This is a genomic window from Ketobacter sp., from assembly GCF_003671495.1.
In the GTDB taxonomy this organism is placed as follows: Bacteria; Pseudomonadota; Gammaproteobacteria; order Pseudomonadales; family Ketobacteraceae; genus Ketobacter.
This window is the reverse complement of the sequence record NZ_RCHN01000006.1, coordinates 98,065-114,905: the sequence shown is the minus strand read 5'-3', so window position 1 is coordinate 114,905 and position 16,841 is coordinate 98,065. Positions and strand designations below refer to the sequence as shown.

Sequence of the window (16,841 nt, the reverse complement as noted above, 5' to 3'; positions counted from 1 at the left end):
GGCCGTGTTGGAGTGTGATGGAAGCTCGCAAAACCTTGGGGAAAATCCGCTCAGGACAGGTTTTCCTGTTGTTGATGTCGCTGCTGGTGACGCTGTGGATAGCCGTGGCCCGTGCCGACCAATCCCTGGAGCATTACCCGATCGTTTCGCTTCCCCTCAAAGTGGACGGCTTGAACCTGGCGCCCTATTTGCTGTATTGGCACGACCAGGAAAGCCGCGCTGGCTTTGATGCAGCATTACAGACGTTGCGGCTGGGTGAGTTCGTGCCGTTGCCAAAGGGCTCACCCAACCTGGGGTTTCTGGATGGGGGCTTCTGGTTCTACCTGGAACTGCGTAACCCCCTCAACTATAAACGGCAGTTGTTTCTGGAAGTGGATTACGCGGTGCTGGATGCCGTTGAAGTCTTCTGCTTCGGCCCCAATCAGGCACCCATATACTACCCGGCGGGTGACCATGTCCAGTTTGACAGCCGCCCTTTGCAGGTGCGCAACTTTGTTTTTCCGTTGACGTTGGAAGCAGCGCAAGCCCTGGAATGCCTGCTCCATGTGGAGACTTCCACCAACATTCTGTTGCCCCTGCGGGTGTACGACCAGCTTTCCTATATTGAACGATCACATAAAGTGGAGCGCCTGTTGGGCGCCATGTACGGTGTGGCAATGGCGCTGCTGTTGTATAACCTGATTCAATACCTGCTGACCAAGAAATCGGTGTTTCTGTATTTTTCGCTGCATGTGTTGGGTGGAACCACCTATATGACATTCATGGATGGCACCTTGTCGCGCTTCTGGACGGGGCTGGATCTGCAGGACATAGGGCTGCCGTTTGCGATCTGCCTTGGGGTGGGCTCGGCGGTGTTGTTTACCCGCGAATTTCTGGAAATGAAAAACACCCGGCCGTGGTTAAACCACCTGGGTAACGTGCTGGTGGTGCTGTCGGTGGCCTTAGCCGCCGTATCCCTGTTTATCCCCCTGAAGATCATTCATATGTGGGCGGCGCTGATTACCCTGGCGGTTTGCAGTTACCTGCTATTGATCGGCGCAATACGGTTTGTGGATGGGCACCGCCCGGCGCGGGTATACCTGTTGGGCTTCGGTACTGTGTTTCTGGTGGTCATCTGGATTGTGCTCAATATTTTCCTGATCCGTGCGGATGTGCGATGGATTACGTATGGGGTAAACCTGGCCTGGATGTTTGAGTTGGTGGTGTTGTCGGTGGTGATCAGCATTCGCATAAAATCCATCGAACAGGAGCACGTGACCATGAACGAGCAGATGCGCCTGATCAAAGATGAAAGCCACACCAAAACCGAGTTCCTGGCGAAAGTGAGCCACGAAATCAGAACTCCCATGAATGGTATGCTGGGACTGGTGGAGCTGATTCAGGAAACCCCACTGAACAAAGATCAGAAGCGTTATATCAACGCGATCCAGAATGCGGGGCGTGGGCTGCTGGAAGTGATCAATGATGTGCTGGATCTGTCCCGCATTGAAGCTGGCAAGATGGAGTTGAACGAAGCGGAATTCGGATTGCAGGATATGTTATCCGACGCCTGCTCCATTTATGAATTCGATGCCCGCCACAAGGGGTTGGAGCTGGGTTGCATCATCGCGCCGGGGACGCCGTTGCAGTTGATCGGTGATAACGTGCGCATTCGCCAGATCCTGTTGAACACGCTGTCCAATGCATTGAAATACACTGAGAAGGGCTACGTTCACATCAATGTGCACCTGACCGACCACATCCACAATGACCGCCTGGTGATTCGTTTCGAAGTGGAGGATTCCGGAATGGGGATCGCCTATGAAGACCAGGCACGGCTGTTTCAGTCCTACAGTCAGGTAAATCAGCTGGGTCGCTCCAACCGCGTGAGCACCGGCCTGGGGCTTGCCATCAGTCAGCAGCTGGTGCAGCTAATGGGCGGAGAGATGGGCGTCAAGAGTGAGTTGGGGGCGGGCTCCTGTTTCTGGTTTGATATTCCGCTGGCCATGCCCGAAGATGTCAGCATCGCCGACCGCCCCATTGTGCTGGACCTGTTTGATGGCGAAGCCGTTGAGGTGCGCCCTCCGGTTTCGACGCAGGCAACCGAACGCCAGCGCACTCAGGTTGCGGATGATGCCTTCAACGTGTTGCTGGTGGAAGACAATGAAATCAATCAGAACGTGATGCTGGAATTTTTGAAGAAGATGGGCATTGCGCCAGAGCTGGCGGACAATGGCCGGGCGGCAGTGGAAAAGGTTCAGCGGCGCAGTGGCAGCTATGATTTGATTCTGATGGATTGTGAGATGCCGGTGATGGATGGCTATGAAGCAGCCGTTCGCATTCTCAAGTGGCAGAAGTCCAAAGGGCTGCAGGCGACCCCTATCATTGCGCTGACCGCCCATGCCATGGACAAGCATCGGGAGTTGGCACTGGAATCCGGTATGGTGGATTTCCTCAGCAAACCGGTATCCTTTGCCCAGCTGCAGAGGGTGTTGAGTCGCTATCTGGAGCTGGGCGCAGAGGCATCCAATGCGAATTAGGCGCTGGCGTCTGATCTGTATGGCCAGCGCCAAATGCAGTAAACTGGGCGTTTACAACAAGAAAATGTGTACACGATGAAAGAGCGATTGGTACCGGCTGCAATTATTCCCGCCATTATGGATCTTGCCATCAAGAATCGACTGAATATGGAAAAGATTCTGCAGCGGGCCAATGTGGATCTGTCGGTAGAGCAGAGAGCCGGCGCGTTTTTAAGCGTCACCCAGCAGATGCGGATTCTGGATGCCGCCTATGAGGTCACCGGTGATCCGGCCTTCGGCCTGGTACTGGGGGAGGCCATTCAATATCACAGCCTGGATCTGGTGGGACAGCTGATTGCAACCAGTCAGAACATCCAGGAAGCGTTGGATGAATTGTTCCAGTTCAAGAATCTGATTACCCCATTTACGGAGTTTTCACTGACTACCGTGGGCGCTGATGCGGTGCTGCGTTACCAGATTGACACCGCCATGGTGCCCCACAACCTGCGGGTACACTACGATCTGGTGGCATCCACAGTGGTGTCCATTGCCAATGCCCTGGTTGCTGATCGCCTGAAACTGAAGCGGGTGCGCTTCTCCCATGCACCGCCGGAGTATCTTGAGGATTATCAACGGGTGTTCGGTGATTGTGTGGAGTTTCATTGCAGTCACAACGAAATTGTTTTCGACCGGGACCAGCTGGGGCAACCGTTGTTGACCTCCTATCCGGATTATCACGAAGGGGTACGGGTGCTGGCGGCAGAAAAGTTGCGTTCCATTGAAAGCCGTGAATCCTTGTCCGCCAAAGTGAGCTACCTGATCAGCCGCAACCTGGGCACGGGGTCTGGCTCGTTGGAGGATGTGGCGGAACATTTCAACATGACGGCCCGCACCCTGCAGCGCAAACTGAAACAGGAGCATACCTCTTTTGTGGCGTTGCGCGACGCCTGCCGTCATGAGCGGGCGCTGCGGGATCTGGCGGACCCGGGCATTGATATCGACGGCCTGGCGGAACTGCTGGGATTCTCCGACACATCAAACTTTTATCACGCATTCAAGCGCTGGCAGGGGATATCACCCGGAGCCTATCGCAAGCGGGTGTTGGCAGAACGGGATGGTTGAACTTGATGGCTGGACAAGGTGTTTAAACAGGTGGCCGTTGAGTGGGTGCGGGTTCAGGCAAAATCCGCCTGTCGCAAACGGTGCGCCAGTTGCAGCTTGGCCAGCTCCAGCGCTTTTTGTGTGGCTGGGGACATCGCCTTACCCAGGCTGAAATCCTCACCGCGAATGCCCAATAGGTAGCAGGGCGGCGCCGGTTGCTGCAATGTGTTCTCATACAGGAACAGCAGGCTTTCCGCTGTGAGGCTGTGACTGCTGAACATGAGCTGGCTGCCCACGGGCACCGCCTGCCACGTCACCGCTTTCTCACTGGCAGCGTGACAGTCCACAAAAATCCCCAGAGCGCTGCCCTCCAGATCAAATATGTGTTCTGGCTCCAGTTGAAAATCCAGTACCTGGCGTAATTCAATGCCTGCTGCCAGTTTGTCCGGTTGGGTGAAATAGTGCTGCGCCCATTGATACAGGGCTTCACCCACGGCATCGTCACCCCGGTCCGGATTGCCGAAAAAAAACAGGCTAATCTGCATGCTGGATGCTGCCATCGCTGTGGCGCGTCAAGCTGCCGAGTCGGGCGCCGTCCGTTCCCATCAGTTCCAGTTGCAGGGGCATTTTTCCCGCTGCGTGGGTGGCGCAGGACAGGCAGGGATCATAGGCCCGGATTGCCACTTCCACCAGATTCAACAACTCCGGCGTCAATTCCCGGCCATTCAGGTGATCGTTGGCAACACGACGGATGCTTTCGTTCATGGCCTGGTTGTTGTTGGTGGTGGACACAATCAGATTGGCCATGGTCACCTGGTCCTGTTCATTGATGCGGTAGTGGTGGATCAGGGTGCCGCGGGGTGCCTCGATGATGCCGATGCCTTCCCGCCGCTTGTTACCCTGATTCACCAGGTCGTCGGACAGCAGGGCCGGGTCATCCAGCAGTACGGCGATGGCTTCGGCGCAGTGCAGGGCCTCGATCATCCGTGACCAGTGATAGGCAAGGGGGGCCTGAACGGTCTTGCCCAGCAGTGCCTGATATTCCTGGCGGCGCTGTTCGGCCTTGGGGGTGTCGATGTGGCTGCAGGTGTTGAGCCGCGCCAACGGGCCCACCCGGTACCAGCCGGTGTCCGGGGTCAGATCACTGAGAAAGGGGAACTTCATATAGCTCCAGGACTTCACCTGTTCCTGCAGCAGGTGATGATACTGATCGCAGGGTTGTCGATGCAGCAGCTGGCCGTTGGCATCTATGACCTTGATCTCTCCGTCGTACAGTTCCAGCTGGTCTTGTGGTCCCACCAGGGAGAGGAACGCGGCCGGCGCCGTGCCGAAGTTTTCGTGAAAGTCGCGATTGGCCTGGAACAGATCCCGTACCGTCTGCACCGTTTCATCACACCAGGTTATGATGTCGGTTACCTGTTGTTTGAACGGGGTGATTTTATCGGCGGTGAGAGGTTGGTTCATGCCACCCGGGACCGCGGCAATACCATGGATGCGTTTGCCGGAGATGGCTTCGATGACCTGTTGACCGAATTTGCGAATCCGGACGCCCTGTAACGCCAGGGTCTGGTGATGGCGGATGACGGCGACAATATTGCGTTTGGCAACATCGCTGTCAAAACCGAACAACAAATCCGGAGACGCCAAGTGGAAAAAGTGCAGGGCATGGGATTGCAACACCTGGGCGAAATGCATGAGCTTGCGCAGGGCCAGGGCGGGCTCAGTCAGTTGATCAACGCCGGCGATCTGGTCAATGGCTTTGGCCGCCGCCAGGTGATGGCTTACCGGGCAGATACCGCAGAGCCGTTGTACCACCAACGGCAACTCCCAATAGGGTCGGCCCTGGATGAATTTTTCAAAACCGCGAAATTCCACAATGTGCAGACGGGCCTCTGTGATGTGATGGTCATCGTCCACCAGCAAGGTGACCTTGCCATGGCCTTCCACCCGGCTGACGGGGTCAATGGCAACACGCCTGGCCATCAGTCAAACCTCCTGCTCGCATAGTCCAGATTGGGTGCCCGTTGTTCCAACACCGCCTGCACCAGTTCCAGAAACGCCGCCGCTGGGGGCGGGCAGCCTGGCAAAAAGAAATCGATGGCCACTTCCGCCTGCAGGGGCAACACTTTGGGCAGCAGTGCGGGCAGCTCGGGGTCATTGGGGATTTGTGCATCCACCACACCCAACCCGTCCAGATAGGACTCCTCCAGGCACGCCTGCACCGACAGATGGTTGCGCATGGCGGGCACACCGCCGTTGATGGCGCAGGCGCCCACCGCCACCAGATACGTGCACTGCTCGCGGAACTGGTGCAGCACCTCTTTGTTTTCCTCGTTGCAGAGCCCGCCTTCGATCAGTCCGATGTCACAGCGCGTTGCGGTCTTGATGTCGGTTAATGGCGAGCGGTCGAATTCAATGTGGTCCAGCAGTGGAATCAGGGCTTCGTCCATATCCAGAAACGACATATGACAACCGAAGCAACCCGCCAGGGAGCAGGTGGCTACCCGCACTTTTTTAGTCGTCATGAGTGCCTCCGTCATCGCGCCGGTGATTGCCTTGTGCGTGGATAGGAATCTGATCGTACAGACGCGCGCCGGCAATGTCAGGGTAGTTGCCGGATTTGGGCAGAATACAACCCACCGGACAGACATGGGATGCCCGATCCTCCGCCTGCGCCTGGGTTGAGCCCAACTCCCCGTCGTCGCTGCGAAACGCCACGTGGGTATGTTGTCCGCGCCCGGCCAGCAGGTAAATGGCTTTATGGTCCGCTTGTTCCGACGCCCGTCCGCACAGGTCGCACTGGATGCAACGATCCCGGTCAATAAACAGTTCCGGGTGGCTGCCATCCGGGATGCGGGTGGGATAAAACGGGTCATAGTGATAGTGGGTCATGCCCAGATCGTAGGCTAACGCCTGCAGCTGGCAATTGCCGCTGGTTTCGCAACTGGGGCAAAAGTGGTTGCCTTCGGCAAACAACAACTGAATCAACCGCAGGCGTGACTGGCGCAGTTCCGTGGTTTCAGAATGCACCTCCAGGTCGATGCTGGCCGGTTGAGTGCAGGCGGATACGGTTTTGCCCTGCATGTTCACCACGCACAACCGGCAGCTGCCGTGGGGGCGAAACTGGGGATGAAAACAGAGATGGGGAATGTATACACCGGCCCGGTGGGCCGCCTGCATGATGGTGTCCCCTGGCTGGAAGGGAATGGGTTGCCCGTCCAACTGAAACTGCGGTTGGTCACTCATGGCCGGCTCCCTGGTTCAGAAAATTCAACACCGGCAAGCCCGCAGTCTTGCCCAGACCGCAATGGCTGGTGTGCTGCATCAATTGTGTAAGTTCGATCATGTCCGCCCGTGTTTGTGCTTTCTGGCGGGCGGTTGTTGGTTGCTCGTAGCGGTCCAGCAGGTGGTTCATGGCCACGGTGCCGGCACGGCAGGGGGTGCAGAATCCACAACTCTCGTGCTGAAAAAAACGGGTGAAATTGCGGGTGATATCCCACAGTGAACGGTCACGGTTGAACACCATCACCGAGCCGCCCCGTCCGGGGCTTTCAAAGTCCAGCGGCGTCTGGAATTGATGGCGCAGCAGTAACGCGCCGGAGGGTCCGCCGGACTGCACGCAGTGGGCGTCTTCGGCACCGCAAAGCGCGAGCAGATCCTGCACCGGAGCACCCTGGGGTAATTCGTACAGACCCGGTCGTCGACAATCACCGGAGACGCTGTGCAGGCGGCTGCCCGGGCTATGTTCGGTGCCCACCAAGCGGAAGGCACTGCTGCCCTGCTGCAGGATATAGGTGGCGGCCACCAGGGTTTCCACGTTGTTGACCACTGTGGGTTTGCCGAACAGGCCTTTTTGTCCGGGAAAAGGCGGTTTGCTGGTGGGAATGCCCCGCTTGCCCGCCAGGGACTCCAGCATGGCCGACTCTTCACCACACACATAGGCACCGGCGCCCAACTGCAGTTCAATGTCGAATCCGGCACCCAGTTGGCCCCGTTCACGCCATTGCTGCAACACGGCTTCAATGTGCTTCACCAGATACAAATACTCACCGCGAAGATAGAGATAACCTTTGCTGGCCCCCACTGCCACGGCTGCGATGGCCATGCCCTCGATCACCTGATCCGTTTGCACGGTCAGGTAGAAGCGATCCTTGAAGGTGCCTGGTTCCCCCTCATCGGCGTTGCAGGTGATGTATTTAACGGGATCTGCTTGCTCTGCGCACAACCGCCATTTGACCGCTGTGGGAAAGCCCGCCCCCCCCAATCCCCGCAGCCCGGAGGCGTCCATATGGTTTAAAACCCATTGCTGACCCTGTTGCGTGGCCAGGGCCAGACCTTGTCCACGAGCATAGGGGTAGGAGGTCAGGGGGCCGGGGTGGTGGATGGTGTTGTCCACAGCGAACCAGCGGCGGGGCCATTCCTGCAGTGATTTACCGGCGCGGATCAGTTGGCACAGCTCATTGATGTTGCTCCGGTTCAAGCGGGTAATCGGGTGCCCGTTGATCAGCGCGGCAATGGGATGATCGCTGAGACCGATGCAGGAGGTGGTCTCCACTTTGCAGTCCGCGTCGTGCAATGTTGCGCGGGCCTGTTCTACCAGATGGTTCACCCCGTTTATCTGCTCAATGATGTTATTGGCAAAACGCAGGTGGTAACGGGGAGGAGGCGTTGGTTCCAGGAATTGGTAAAACGACACCAGGCTGCGAAGATCGGCTACTGTCACTCCGGATTTGCTGGCGAGCCAGGTTTGCATGGGGGGGGATACCTGACCGAACTGTTGTTGCAGGACCACCAGGCTTTGTAGCGCCCGCTCCGGTCGGAAGGGGGCAGGGTGCTGGTTGAGCAACGTCTGCTCCGCCAGGTCGGTATCCCATTCCGGAAAATCACTTTTTGCCCTTAACCACTCAAACGGGGATTCTGCCACCAGCTCTCGGCCTCCTGCGCATGTGGGTCCAGCATAGCAATCGTGAGTGCGAATGTCCTGCGATGCGTCATGTAATGAACGGGTTTATTAGCCTGTTGCCAGGCTATCGTGTTCGGCCTTTACAGGTGAACCATGACCGGCGTATGACGAGCCGGTTTCAAGATGATTCATGCCAGCGCTGTTTACAATAGGTGGCTGCCCCGGTTAACGGCGCGTCCGCCTCCTGACACAGCGCCACTGGCACTGCGCTCAGTCGGTCAAGGTATTCATTTTTACGCTCGATATAGGCGATGTGCTCGGGTTGGCAGAACAGTTTGCCCAGTTTGGGAGGAATGCCTCCCGCCACAATCACGCCGCCCCAGGCCAGATACTGCAAAACAAGATTACCGGCCTCGGCGTAAATGGCCTGGGTAAACAACTCCATGCAGCGGGCGCTGGAACTGTCGGGGTCGCTGATGGCCTGCTGCCCCATGGTCGCATTGTCCGGCACCGGGGCACCCGGGAACATGGTTTGGAACAGTCGGCTGAACCCCGAGCCGGAGAACCAGTTTTCCCAACTGGGTGGATAGTCGTATTGCTGCCAGTGCTGCAGGATCAGCTCCGCACTGAGCCGGTTGAAGGGGGCGATGGTTTTGTGGCCGCCCTCGGTTCCCTGAATCACATACTGGTCCTGATGCGGCTGGATGCAGGCTTGTCCCAATCCGGTTCCGGGGCTGATGACCACCACGGGCTGCTCGAAATTCAATCCGCTACCCCGCAGCATGCCCAGTCGGGATTGCACCCCCGGGTCCGTCATGCTCCAGGCGGTGGCTTGCAGGTCATTGAGCAGGTTAACGAATTTCAGCTGCAGCCGCTGTTGCAGGGCGACGCCGTCGATCAGCCAGTTGAGGTTGGTCATCCGACAGCGAATGCCGTCATCCACGGGGCCCGCCACCGCCAGAATCGCGCATTGGGGGGGCGGTTGAGTGTGCAGGAACTGGTCTACCAATGCATCAAAACTGGGGTGCTCATGATTTAACACCGTCCTGCGGTGGATGAACGCACCCTGCTCATTCATCAGGGCCAGTTGGGATTTGGTGCCGCCGATATCCGCCAGTAGTGCAATCATCAGATAAGTGGCTCCTATAATGCGCGGTTGAATGCGTGGTAACGTGGCCGTGGCTGAGCGCGAACCCCGATCCACCTTGATTGGTGTCAAACGCTTTGTAATGATTGTCTGGTTTAATCGCAGTTTGCCATAATAAATCAACGGATCAAATCTGCCAGGATACCCCCTCATGCCCGGAACCCTCTACAGCATCGAAGTGCAACCCAAAATTCCACCGGCTTTGCAACGGCTTGAAGAACTGGCCAATAACCTGTTGTACAGCTGGGATCGTCAGGTGCGGGGAATGTTCTTTCGCCTGGATCGGGAGCTGTGGGAACGGGTGGGGCACAACCCCAAACTGTTCCTGCGCCGCATTGATCAACGCAAACTGGAGGAGGCAGCAGAAGATCCGGCCTACATGCAGGATTACGCCAAGGTCATCTCCACCTTCGACGCGTATCTTAAAGCCAAAAGCGGCAAGAACGTACGCAAGCACATCAACTCCCAAAGTGACCTGATCTCCTATTCCTGTGCCGAGTTCGGCCTGCATGAAAGTATGCCCATCTATTCCGGCGGCCTGGGTATTCTGGCGGGGGATCACTGCAAGGCGGCCAGTGACATGGGCTTACCCTTTGTGGCGGTGGGTATGCTGTATCGGCAAGGCTATTTCATCCAGCAGATCGACAGCCACGGCAACCAGCTGGCCCAGTACAATCCATCCCGCTTTCAGGATTTGCCGGTGCAGCCGGTGCTGGATGACAGGGGTAAGCCGCTCACAGTGCACATTCAGGTGCCGGGGCGGGAAATAGAGTTGAAAATCTGGATGGCCAAGGTGGGTCACAATAATCTCTATCTGTTGGACAGCGATCTGGCCAGCAATCAGGAAGAGGATCGGCGCATCACCTATCAGTTGTACGGCGGTGATTCCACCAACCGCCTGTTGCAGGAAATGGTACTGGGCATCGGTGGGGTTCGGGCCAAGCGGATGCTCGGCCTGGAGCCAACGGTGTGGCACATCAATGAAGGTCACGCGGCGTTCCAGGTGCTGGAGCGTTGCCGTGAACGGGTGGCCAGTGGGCTGTCTTTCGGTGCAGCGCTGGAAGCGGTGGCGGCCAATACGGTGTTCACCACGCACACCCCGGTGCCCGCCGGCCATGATATTTTTGACCACCGCCTGATTGAATTTTACTTTGCCGATTACGTTAAGGAGCTGGGCATCAGCATGGAGCAGTTCCTGGGGCTGGGTTCCAGTCCGGTGAACAGTCACGGCTTCAATATGACGGCGCTGGCGTTGCGGGGGTCGCGCTTCCACAACGGCGTGAGTCGTATCCATGGCCAGGTGGCGTCAGAAATGGAGCGCTACATCTGGCCCCAGATTGAACCTGCAGAAAACCCGATCCGCCATGTAACCAACGGCGTACATGTTCCCACCTTCCTGGCCAATGAATGGGTGAACATGTTTGACCTGCAGTTCGGTGGGGGGTGGCGTACCGAATTGCTGAATCCCGAGTTCTGGAAGAGAACCTGGGATATTCCCTACCACAGCTTCTGGAGTGTGCGTCAATCCCTGAAAGCCAAAATGCTGGAAGCCGTGCACGAACGCAGCGTGGAGCAACAACGTCGTAACGGCATCAGCGAATCCCAGATCCGGCGTCTGACCCGGTACATCAAACCCCGTAAAACCGACATTCTCACCATCGGCTTCGCCCGCCGCTTTGCCACTTACAAGCGGGCGACGCTGATTTTTTCGGATCGCCAGCGTTTGTCCCGCCTGCTTAACGACCCGGAAAAACCCGTGGTGCTGATCTTTGCCGGCAAGGCCCATCCCAGTGATCACCCGGGGCAGGAATTCATTCGCCAGATTCATCATTTCGCCCATGACCCTGAATTCGAAGGCCGCATTGTGCTGCTGGAGGATTACGACATGGCCCTGGCACGCAAGCTGGTGACCGGCGTGGATGTGTGGCTCAACAACCCGGCCTATCCGCTGGAAGCCAGTGGTACCTCAGGCCAGAAAGCCGGCATCAACGGCGTACTTAATCTCAGTGTGTTGGACGGTTGGTGGGATGAGGGATACAACGGCGTCAACGGTTGGGCCATTACCCCTCACGGCCCCCAGTTTTCCCCGGATTTTCGTGATCGGGAGGAGGCCAACGAACTGATGGACGTGTTGGAGAACGAGGTGGTCCCCCTGTACTACGAACGGGATGGCCACGGCTTCTCGGTGGAGTGGATCGAAAAAAGTAAAAATGCCATGGAAACCCTGATCCCGGCGTTCAATGCCCAGCGCATGGTGATGGATTATTTACGGGACTTCTACAGTCCGGCCATCCGCCACGGCCAGTTATTGTGGAACGATGACTTTCAACTGGCCCGGGAGCTGGCAGACTGGAAACAGCGGGTGCGGGAATGCTGGCACCAGGTTAAGGCGGAGCGTTGTGACCAGCCCATGGACACGCTGTTTCGGGATGACACCTTTGAAGTGAAGATTCTGGTGGATCTGGCCGGATTGTCTCCCGCCGATGTGTCCGTGGATTGCCTGGTGGGTACGGTGGACAGGGAAGGCCAGTTTGAACGGCATTCCTGTTTCCAGCTCCAGCATGAAAACACAACAGACGATGGGAAAAGTGTGTTTGCCCTGTCGGTAACCTTGGCGGAAAGCGGCAAGCAATGCTACAAGCTGCGCCTGTATCCCTATCACTCTGCTTTGGGGCAACGCTTCGAAGTGGGAGCCATGATCTGGCTATAGGCAAGCGTGGTCAGCGTGCGTACAGATGGTTGAGGGCTTTCATTTTATCCGCCAGGCCCCCATCCACCTGGGACCACTGAAAGCGCCAGCGCCAGTTGCCTTCGGTGGTGCCCGGTGTGTTCATGCGGTGTTGCTCGTCCAGTTCCAGTAAATCCTGAAACGGCATCATGGCCCAGCGGGCGGGGGAGGCCAGGGCACTCTTGATCAGGGGCCAGGGCATGGCCTCCGCCGGTTGGGAAAAATACTCATGAATACGGTCCCGGGTGGGTTGCGGCAGGTGTTTGTACCAGCCCACGGTGGTGTTGTTGTCGTGGGTGCCGGTATAGATCACGGTGTCCCGGGTGTGGTTGTGGGGCAGGTAAGGGTTGGCACCGTCGCTGTCGAAGGCAAACTGCAGAATTTTCATGCCCGGTAAACCGTAGCGTTTACGCAGCGCAATGACGTCATCGGTGATGATGCCCAGGTCTTCCGCAATCAGCGGGAGCTCGCTGGTCTCTGCCAGCAGTGCTTTGAAAAGTTCGTCACCGGGGGAAGGCACCCAGTGACCGTTGATGGCGGTGGGCTCGGTGGCGGGGATTTCCCAATAGGCCACGAAACCGCGGAAGTGATCAATGCGCACGGCATCGTACAATTCTAGGTTGTGTTTGAGCCGTTGCTTCCACCAGCTGAACCCACTGCCGGTGTGGGCCGGCCAGTGATAGATGGGGTTGCCCCAGCGTTGACCGGTTGCCGAGAAGTAATCCGGCGGTACACCGGCCACCACCTCGGGCGTGCCATCCTCGTGCAGTTTAAACAGATCCCGGTGCGCCCAGACATCCGCACTGTCACCGGAAACAAAAATCGGCAGGTCCCCGAATACCAGAATATTGCGCTCGTTGGCGTAGCGTTTCAGATCCAGCCACTGCCGATGAAACAGAAACTGAATGAAATTCTCCAGCTGGATCGGGTTGGCGTGTTGTCGTTGAAAGGCCTCGATGGCGGCTTTGTCACGATTCCTCAGGGGCGCCGGCCACTGCAGCCAATGTTCCGAATACTGTTGTTTGATCACGGTGAAAAGACTGGCATCCGCCAGCCAGTCCGTTTGCGCCAAGAAGGCCTGAAATTCGGCGGCGATGGGGTGTTGCGGGTGTTCCTGTAACCACAGATGGGCCTGGGTCAGCGCTGCCCGTTGATTCAGGCGGCTGGCAACGTCTTTTTTGTATTCCGGGAATCCCAGCGCTTTCAGTTGACCGATGTCCACAAAATCGGGATTGCCGGAAAACGCAGAGAAGCTGTTGTAGGGGGAACCGTCCGCCACCGGACACAGGGGCAGAGTCTGCCACACACCGAACCCGGCCAGTTGCAACCAGTTCAGCCAGTTATAGGCTTCGGCCCCAAAGGAACCATGGTACTGCGGGCCGGGCAGGGAAGTGGGATGCAGCACCACACCGGACAAACGCCTGTTGAGAACGCCTTTTGGCATGAATTATCCTTGTCCCCTGCGCATGACCCCATCGTTTTCCGCTACGCCGCCGCCGCGACTGATCACGTGTTCCAGGCTCTCTGGTGCCGGTTCATCCAGAAAACGGTACAGATTCTTCAAGTGGGTTCGATACAACTGATCGAAGTCAGACACCGATTCAGCCGGGTTGTAATCGCCAAACCACCAGAACCAATCGGAGCCTTCACAAATGGCCATCTGCTCTTCGGCCCGTTGGGCAATTTCCGGTGCCAGTTTGCCGCTGCTCATGACGCGATCGAAATCGTCTTTCGCCTGACACAATAAATCCCAGGCCCGGTTTTTGGCCGGATCTCCGATCCAGGTGGAAAAGGTGCCGTACACCCAGCTGCCCGCCACCAGCGATGGCAACTCAGTGCGTTTGCTGTGGCGTTTGCTGTAGTCACGAAAGGTGGTGAGATTGATCTTCGGGTGCTCCACCAGCTTTGAATAGAGTTGTTTCAAAAAGTGGTAGCCATTGTTGGCGTAATATTCCCAACAGTTTTCACCGTCGAGAATAATGGGCACGATGGTATCTTCCTGGTAACCGCAGGCCACTCGGATGTTTTCAATATGGTGAACCAGGTTGTTGACGGCATCCACTTCATTCCAGCCGGAATACGTGAAACCAATCAGATCTGAAATGTTATCGTCCCGGAAGAAACACGACACCTCATTGTTGCGAACCTTGAATCCATGGTGGATGCACAATTTATGCAGTTTGTTGGCGTTGCGGGTGTTGCCCAGCACGCCGCCGCCAGTGGCGGTCCATTGAAACTGAACCTGATCCAGTAATTCCAGAGTGGGCTCACTGAGTGCACCCTCGGAAGGCCAGCAGCCCACCGGACGAAAGCCGAAATGCCGCTCGAAAGTCTTCAGTCCATTTTCCAGGTGCACCATCGCCCGCTCTTTGCCACCAGGGTAGTGTGGCCGCTTGGGCAGCGGGGCATCGGGCATGGCTTCCAGTGTGGATTTAAAATCCAGCAGCAGGGGCAGGATGGGGTGTTTATCCGGGGTGACGCTGATTTCCATCTGCCCGCTTTCCGCCAAATGCCGATAGCGCGGCACCACGGAGCGAATCAGGATGTCAATGACACCCAGCAGTTCCCGCCGATCTTTGCCATCAAAACCGCGGGCCTTGCGGATCAGGCGTTGCACGGTTTCGTTTTCCATGCGCACCGTTTCACCCATCCACACCAGGTGGTACCAGACCAGCAGATCAAAAAAGAATTGCTCATCCAGGTAGTTCAGGTAGCCGGGTTTGTTCAGTGCCAGGCGCGCCAGTTGTACCAGGTCCTGATAGGGCGGGAAGCGTTCCACCAGGCGTTTTTCATTGGCGCGGATACATTGCTTGGCAATGAACAGGCGCAAGGATTCCGTGGGGCCGATGGTGGCCATGGCCAGGGTCGCCAACAGCCGGTCGTTGAAGGCTTCACCCTGATTGAAATAGCGATCGAACTGCTGGATGTAATCGTCAATCTGATCCAGCAACACGGGCGTGAAGTTCACCACCACCCGGCTTTGCGGAACCTGCTCCACCACCGCCGCCATATCGGCGTAGTCCTTGATGGCATGGAGGTAAGTCCAGGGCAAGTGGACGTTGCGGGTGAATTGATCCTGATACTGGGGCTGGTGCATATGCCAGCACAGCACTACGTTGACTTTGGGTTTATCATCCTGCTCATGCGACATTGGATAGGGACTTTCCTAACATTTCAGCCGAGACCAACACGATGCCATTGGGAGACACATAAAACTGCTTTGCATCCTGATCATGTTCATACCCAATGACCGTACCCGGTGGAATTTTGCAGTCGCGATCAATGATGACGTTCTTCAATCGACAATTGCGACCAATCTCCACATTGGGAAGAATAACAGCGTCTTTAATGGTTGAGTAGCTGTGAATGCGCACATTGTTGGATAACAGTGAACGCTTCACTGAGCTGCCGGAAATGATGCAGCCGCCAGACACCAGGGAGTCCACTGCCATACCCCGACGGTTTTCATCATCAAACACGAACTTGGCCGGTGGCAGTTGCTCCTGATACGTCCAGATGGGCCAGGTCTGGTCGTACAGGTTCAGCTGCGGCGTGACCGACAGCAAATCCATGTTGGCATCGAAATAGCTGTCGATGGTGCCCACGTCGCGCCAATAGGCGGTGTTACCGGTATTGCTGTCCGTGAATGGATAGGCCAGCACTTTGAGATGCTTCACCGCCGACGGAATGATGTTTTTACCAAAGTCATGGGCGCTGTTGGCCTGCTCGGCGTCGTCCTGCAGCAGCTCATTGAGCAGCGCTTTCGGAAATACATAGATGCCCATGGAGGCCAGGCTCAGGCCGGGTTTGCCGGGCACCGGTTCCGGGTGTGCCGGTTTCTCCTGAAAACGTTGAATCCAGTTCTGTTCATCCACCGCCATCACACCAAACTCCCGGGCCTGGGCCAGAGGAACCTCGATGCAGCCCACGGTAATGTCGGCACCGGAATCGATATGTTGTTGAATCATCAGTGCATAATTCATCTTGTAGATGTGATCCCCGGCCAGGATCAGTACGTAGTCCGGGTGCACCATGTCGATGATGTCCAGATTCTGATACACCGCATCAGCGGTACCCAGATACCAGGAATCCTTCACCCGTTGTTGCGCCGGCAGCAGTTCCACAAATTCCCCCAATTCCGGACGCAGAAAACTCCAGCCTTTCTGGATATGGGAATTCAGCGAGTGGGATTTGTATTGGGTGAGAATGCTGATCTGGCGAATGCCCGAATTGATGCAGTTGGAGAGCGGGAAGTCGATGGTGCGAAACTTTCCCCCGAAAGGCACTGCCGGCTTCGAATGCCAGCGGGTCAGGGATTGCAGTCGCGTGCCACTGCCCCCTGCCAGAATCAGAGCCAGTGTGTTTTTCAGCGTGCCAAAATTGGGTGTCGTTGCTCCTAGCATGATGTACCTGTACGGCTGACCTGTCTGGGTGAAATGGGATTAGTGGTACGTCACGAAAACC

At 56.9% G+C, this 16,841-nt stretch carries 12 protein-coding genes; 3 read left to right on the top strand and 9 right to left on the bottom strand.

The annotated features are described in order from the left end of the window. Positions 1–17: 17 nt before the first annotated feature. Together D9N14_RS01960 and D9N14_RS01955 are read left to right on the top strand one after the other, a co-directional pair. Positions 18–2,519 carry a hybrid sensor histidine kinase/response regulator gene (locus D9N14_RS01960; protein ID WP_290576286.1) on the top strand — a complete coding sequence of 834 codons (2,502 nt, stop codon included), beginning with the start codon at positions 18–20 and terminating at the stop codon, positions 2,517–2,519. Positions 2,520–2,594: 75 nt separating this feature from the next. Next, a complete protein-coding gene (locus D9N14_RS01955; RefSeq protein ID WP_290576284.1) occupies positions 2,595–3,620 on the top strand; it encodes an AraC family transcriptional regulator in 1,026 nt (341 codons plus the stop codon). A 53-nt stretch (positions 3,621–3,673) separates the two neighbouring features. On the opposite strand, the gene D9N14_RS01950 is transcribed toward D9N14_RS01955, so the two are convergent. The 6 genes from D9N14_RS01950 to D9N14_RS01925 all read right to left on the bottom strand — a co-directional run bounded on the left by D9N14_RS01950 (position 3,674) and on the right by D9N14_RS01925 (position 9,631). After that, positions 3,674–4,144, bottom strand: coding sequence for a hypothetical protein (locus D9N14_RS01950; RefSeq protein WP_290576282.1), 471 nt, complete (start codon positions 4,142–4,144; stop codon positions 3,674–3,676). Continuing rightward, the gene (locus tag D9N14_RS01945) at positions 4,134–5,582 is read right to left on the bottom strand and encodes a Ni/Fe hydrogenase subunit alpha (protein WP_290576280.1); all 1,449 of its coding nucleotides are present in this window, start codon (positions 5,580–5,582) and stop codon (positions 4,134–4,136) included. Before D9N14_RS01945 ends, D9N14_RS01950 begins: the two co-directional genes overlap by 11 nt. Further along, positions 5,582–6,124: an NADP oxidoreductase gene (locus D9N14_RS01940; RefSeq protein WP_290576278.1), complete on the bottom strand. Its 543-nt coding sequence runs from the start codon at positions 6,122–6,124 to the stop codon at positions 5,582–5,584. The genes D9N14_RS01945 and D9N14_RS01940 overlap by 1 nt, the downstream gene beginning before the upstream one ends. Next, the gene (locus D9N14_RS01935; protein ID WP_290576276.1) at positions 6,114–6,845 is read right to left on the bottom strand and encodes a 2Fe-2S iron-sulfur cluster-binding protein; all 732 of its coding nucleotides are present in this window, start codon (positions 6,843–6,845) and stop codon (positions 6,114–6,116) included. Before D9N14_RS01935 ends, D9N14_RS01940 begins: the two co-directional genes overlap by 11 nt. After that, a complete protein-coding gene (locus D9N14_RS01930; RefSeq protein ID WP_290576274.1) occupies positions 6,838–8,523 on the bottom strand; it encodes an NADH-ubiquinone oxidoreductase-F iron-sulfur binding region domain-containing protein in 1,686 nt (561 codons plus the stop codon). Before D9N14_RS01930 ends, D9N14_RS01935 begins: the two co-directional genes overlap by 8 nt. Before the next feature lie 157 nt (positions 8,524–8,680). After that, complete coding sequence (locus D9N14_RS01925; protein WP_290576272.1) at positions 8,681–9,631, bottom strand: glucokinase; 951 nt, start codon at positions 9,629–9,631, stop codon at positions 8,681–8,683. Positions 9,632–9,800: 169 nt separating this feature from the next. Between D9N14_RS01925 and glgP the strand changes: the two genes are divergently transcribed. Beyond that, on the top strand, positions 9,801–12,359 hold the full coding sequence (gene glgP / locus D9N14_RS01920; protein ID WP_290576270.1) for an alpha-glucan family phosphorylase: 2,559 nt from the start codon (positions 9,801–9,803) through the stop codon (positions 12,357–12,359). Between the two features lie 10 nt (positions 12,360–12,369). Here glgP and malQ read toward each other — a convergent pair whose 3' ends face one another. From malQ to glgC, 3 genes are read right to left on the bottom strand one after another with little or no spacing between them, the layout of a single operon-like run. Next, positions 12,370–13,821 (bottom strand): 4-alpha-glucanotransferase, encoded by a 1,452-nt coding sequence (gene malQ / locus D9N14_RS01915; RefSeq protein ID WP_290576268.1) that lies wholly within the window; start codon positions 13,819–13,821, stop codon positions 12,370–12,372. A 3-nt stretch (positions 13,822–13,824) separates the two neighbouring features. After that, a complete protein-coding gene (locus D9N14_RS01910; RefSeq protein ID WP_290576266.1) occupies positions 13,825–15,528 on the bottom strand; it encodes a glycoside hydrolase family 57 protein in 1,704 nt (567 codons plus the stop codon). Then, complete coding sequence (gene glgC / locus D9N14_RS01905; protein WP_290576264.1) at positions 15,518–16,780, bottom strand: glucose-1-phosphate adenylyltransferase; 1,263 nt, start codon at positions 16,778–16,780, stop codon at positions 15,518–15,520. The genes D9N14_RS01910 and glgC overlap by 11 nt, the downstream gene beginning before the upstream one ends. Between the last annotated feature and the right edge of the window lie 61 nt (positions 16,781–16,841).

Bases quoted from the DNA above. Each gene is read 5' to 3' on its own strand.
- D9N14_RS01935 (WP_290576276.1), bottom strand. From the start codon at position 6,845: ATGAGTGACCAACCGCAGTTTCAGTTGGACGGGCAACCCATTCCCTTC.
- malQ (WP_290576268.1), bottom strand. From the start codon at position 13,821: ATGCCAAAAGGCGTTCTCAACAGGCGTTTGTCCGGTGTGGTGCTGCAT.
- D9N14_RS01940 (WP_290576278.1), bottom strand. From the start codon at position 6,124: ATGACGACTAAAAAAGTGCGGGTAGCCACCTGCTCCCTGGCGGGTTGC.
- D9N14_RS01910 (WP_290576266.1), bottom strand. From the start codon at position 15,528: ATGTCGCATGAGCAGGATGATAAACCCAAAGTCAACGTAGTGCTGTGC.
- D9N14_RS01925 (WP_290576272.1), bottom strand. From the start codon at position 9,631: ATGATTGCACTACTGGCGGATATCGGCGGCACCAAATCCCAACTGGCC.
- D9N14_RS01960 (WP_290576286.1), top strand. From the start codon at position 18: ATGGAAGCTCGCAAAACCTTGGGGAAAATCCGCTCAGGACAGGTTTTC.
- glgC (WP_290576264.1), bottom strand. From the start codon at position 16,780: ATGCTAGGAGCAACGACACCCAATTTTGGCACGCTGAAAAACACACTG.
- D9N14_RS01950 (WP_290576282.1), bottom strand. From the start codon at position 4,144: ATGCAGATTAGCCTGTTTTTTTTCGGCAATCCGGACCGGGGTGACGAT.
- glgP (WP_290576270.1), top strand. From the start codon at position 9,801: ATGCCCGGAACCCTCTACAGCATCGAAGTGCAACCCAAAATTCCACCG.
- D9N14_RS01955 (WP_290576284.1), top strand. From the start codon at position 2,595: ATGAAAGAGCGATTGGTACCGGCTGCAATTATTCCCGCCATTATGGAT.
- D9N14_RS01945 (WP_290576280.1), bottom strand. From the start codon at position 5,582: ATGGCCAGGCGTGTTGCCATTGACCCCGTCAGCCGGGTGGAAGGCCAT.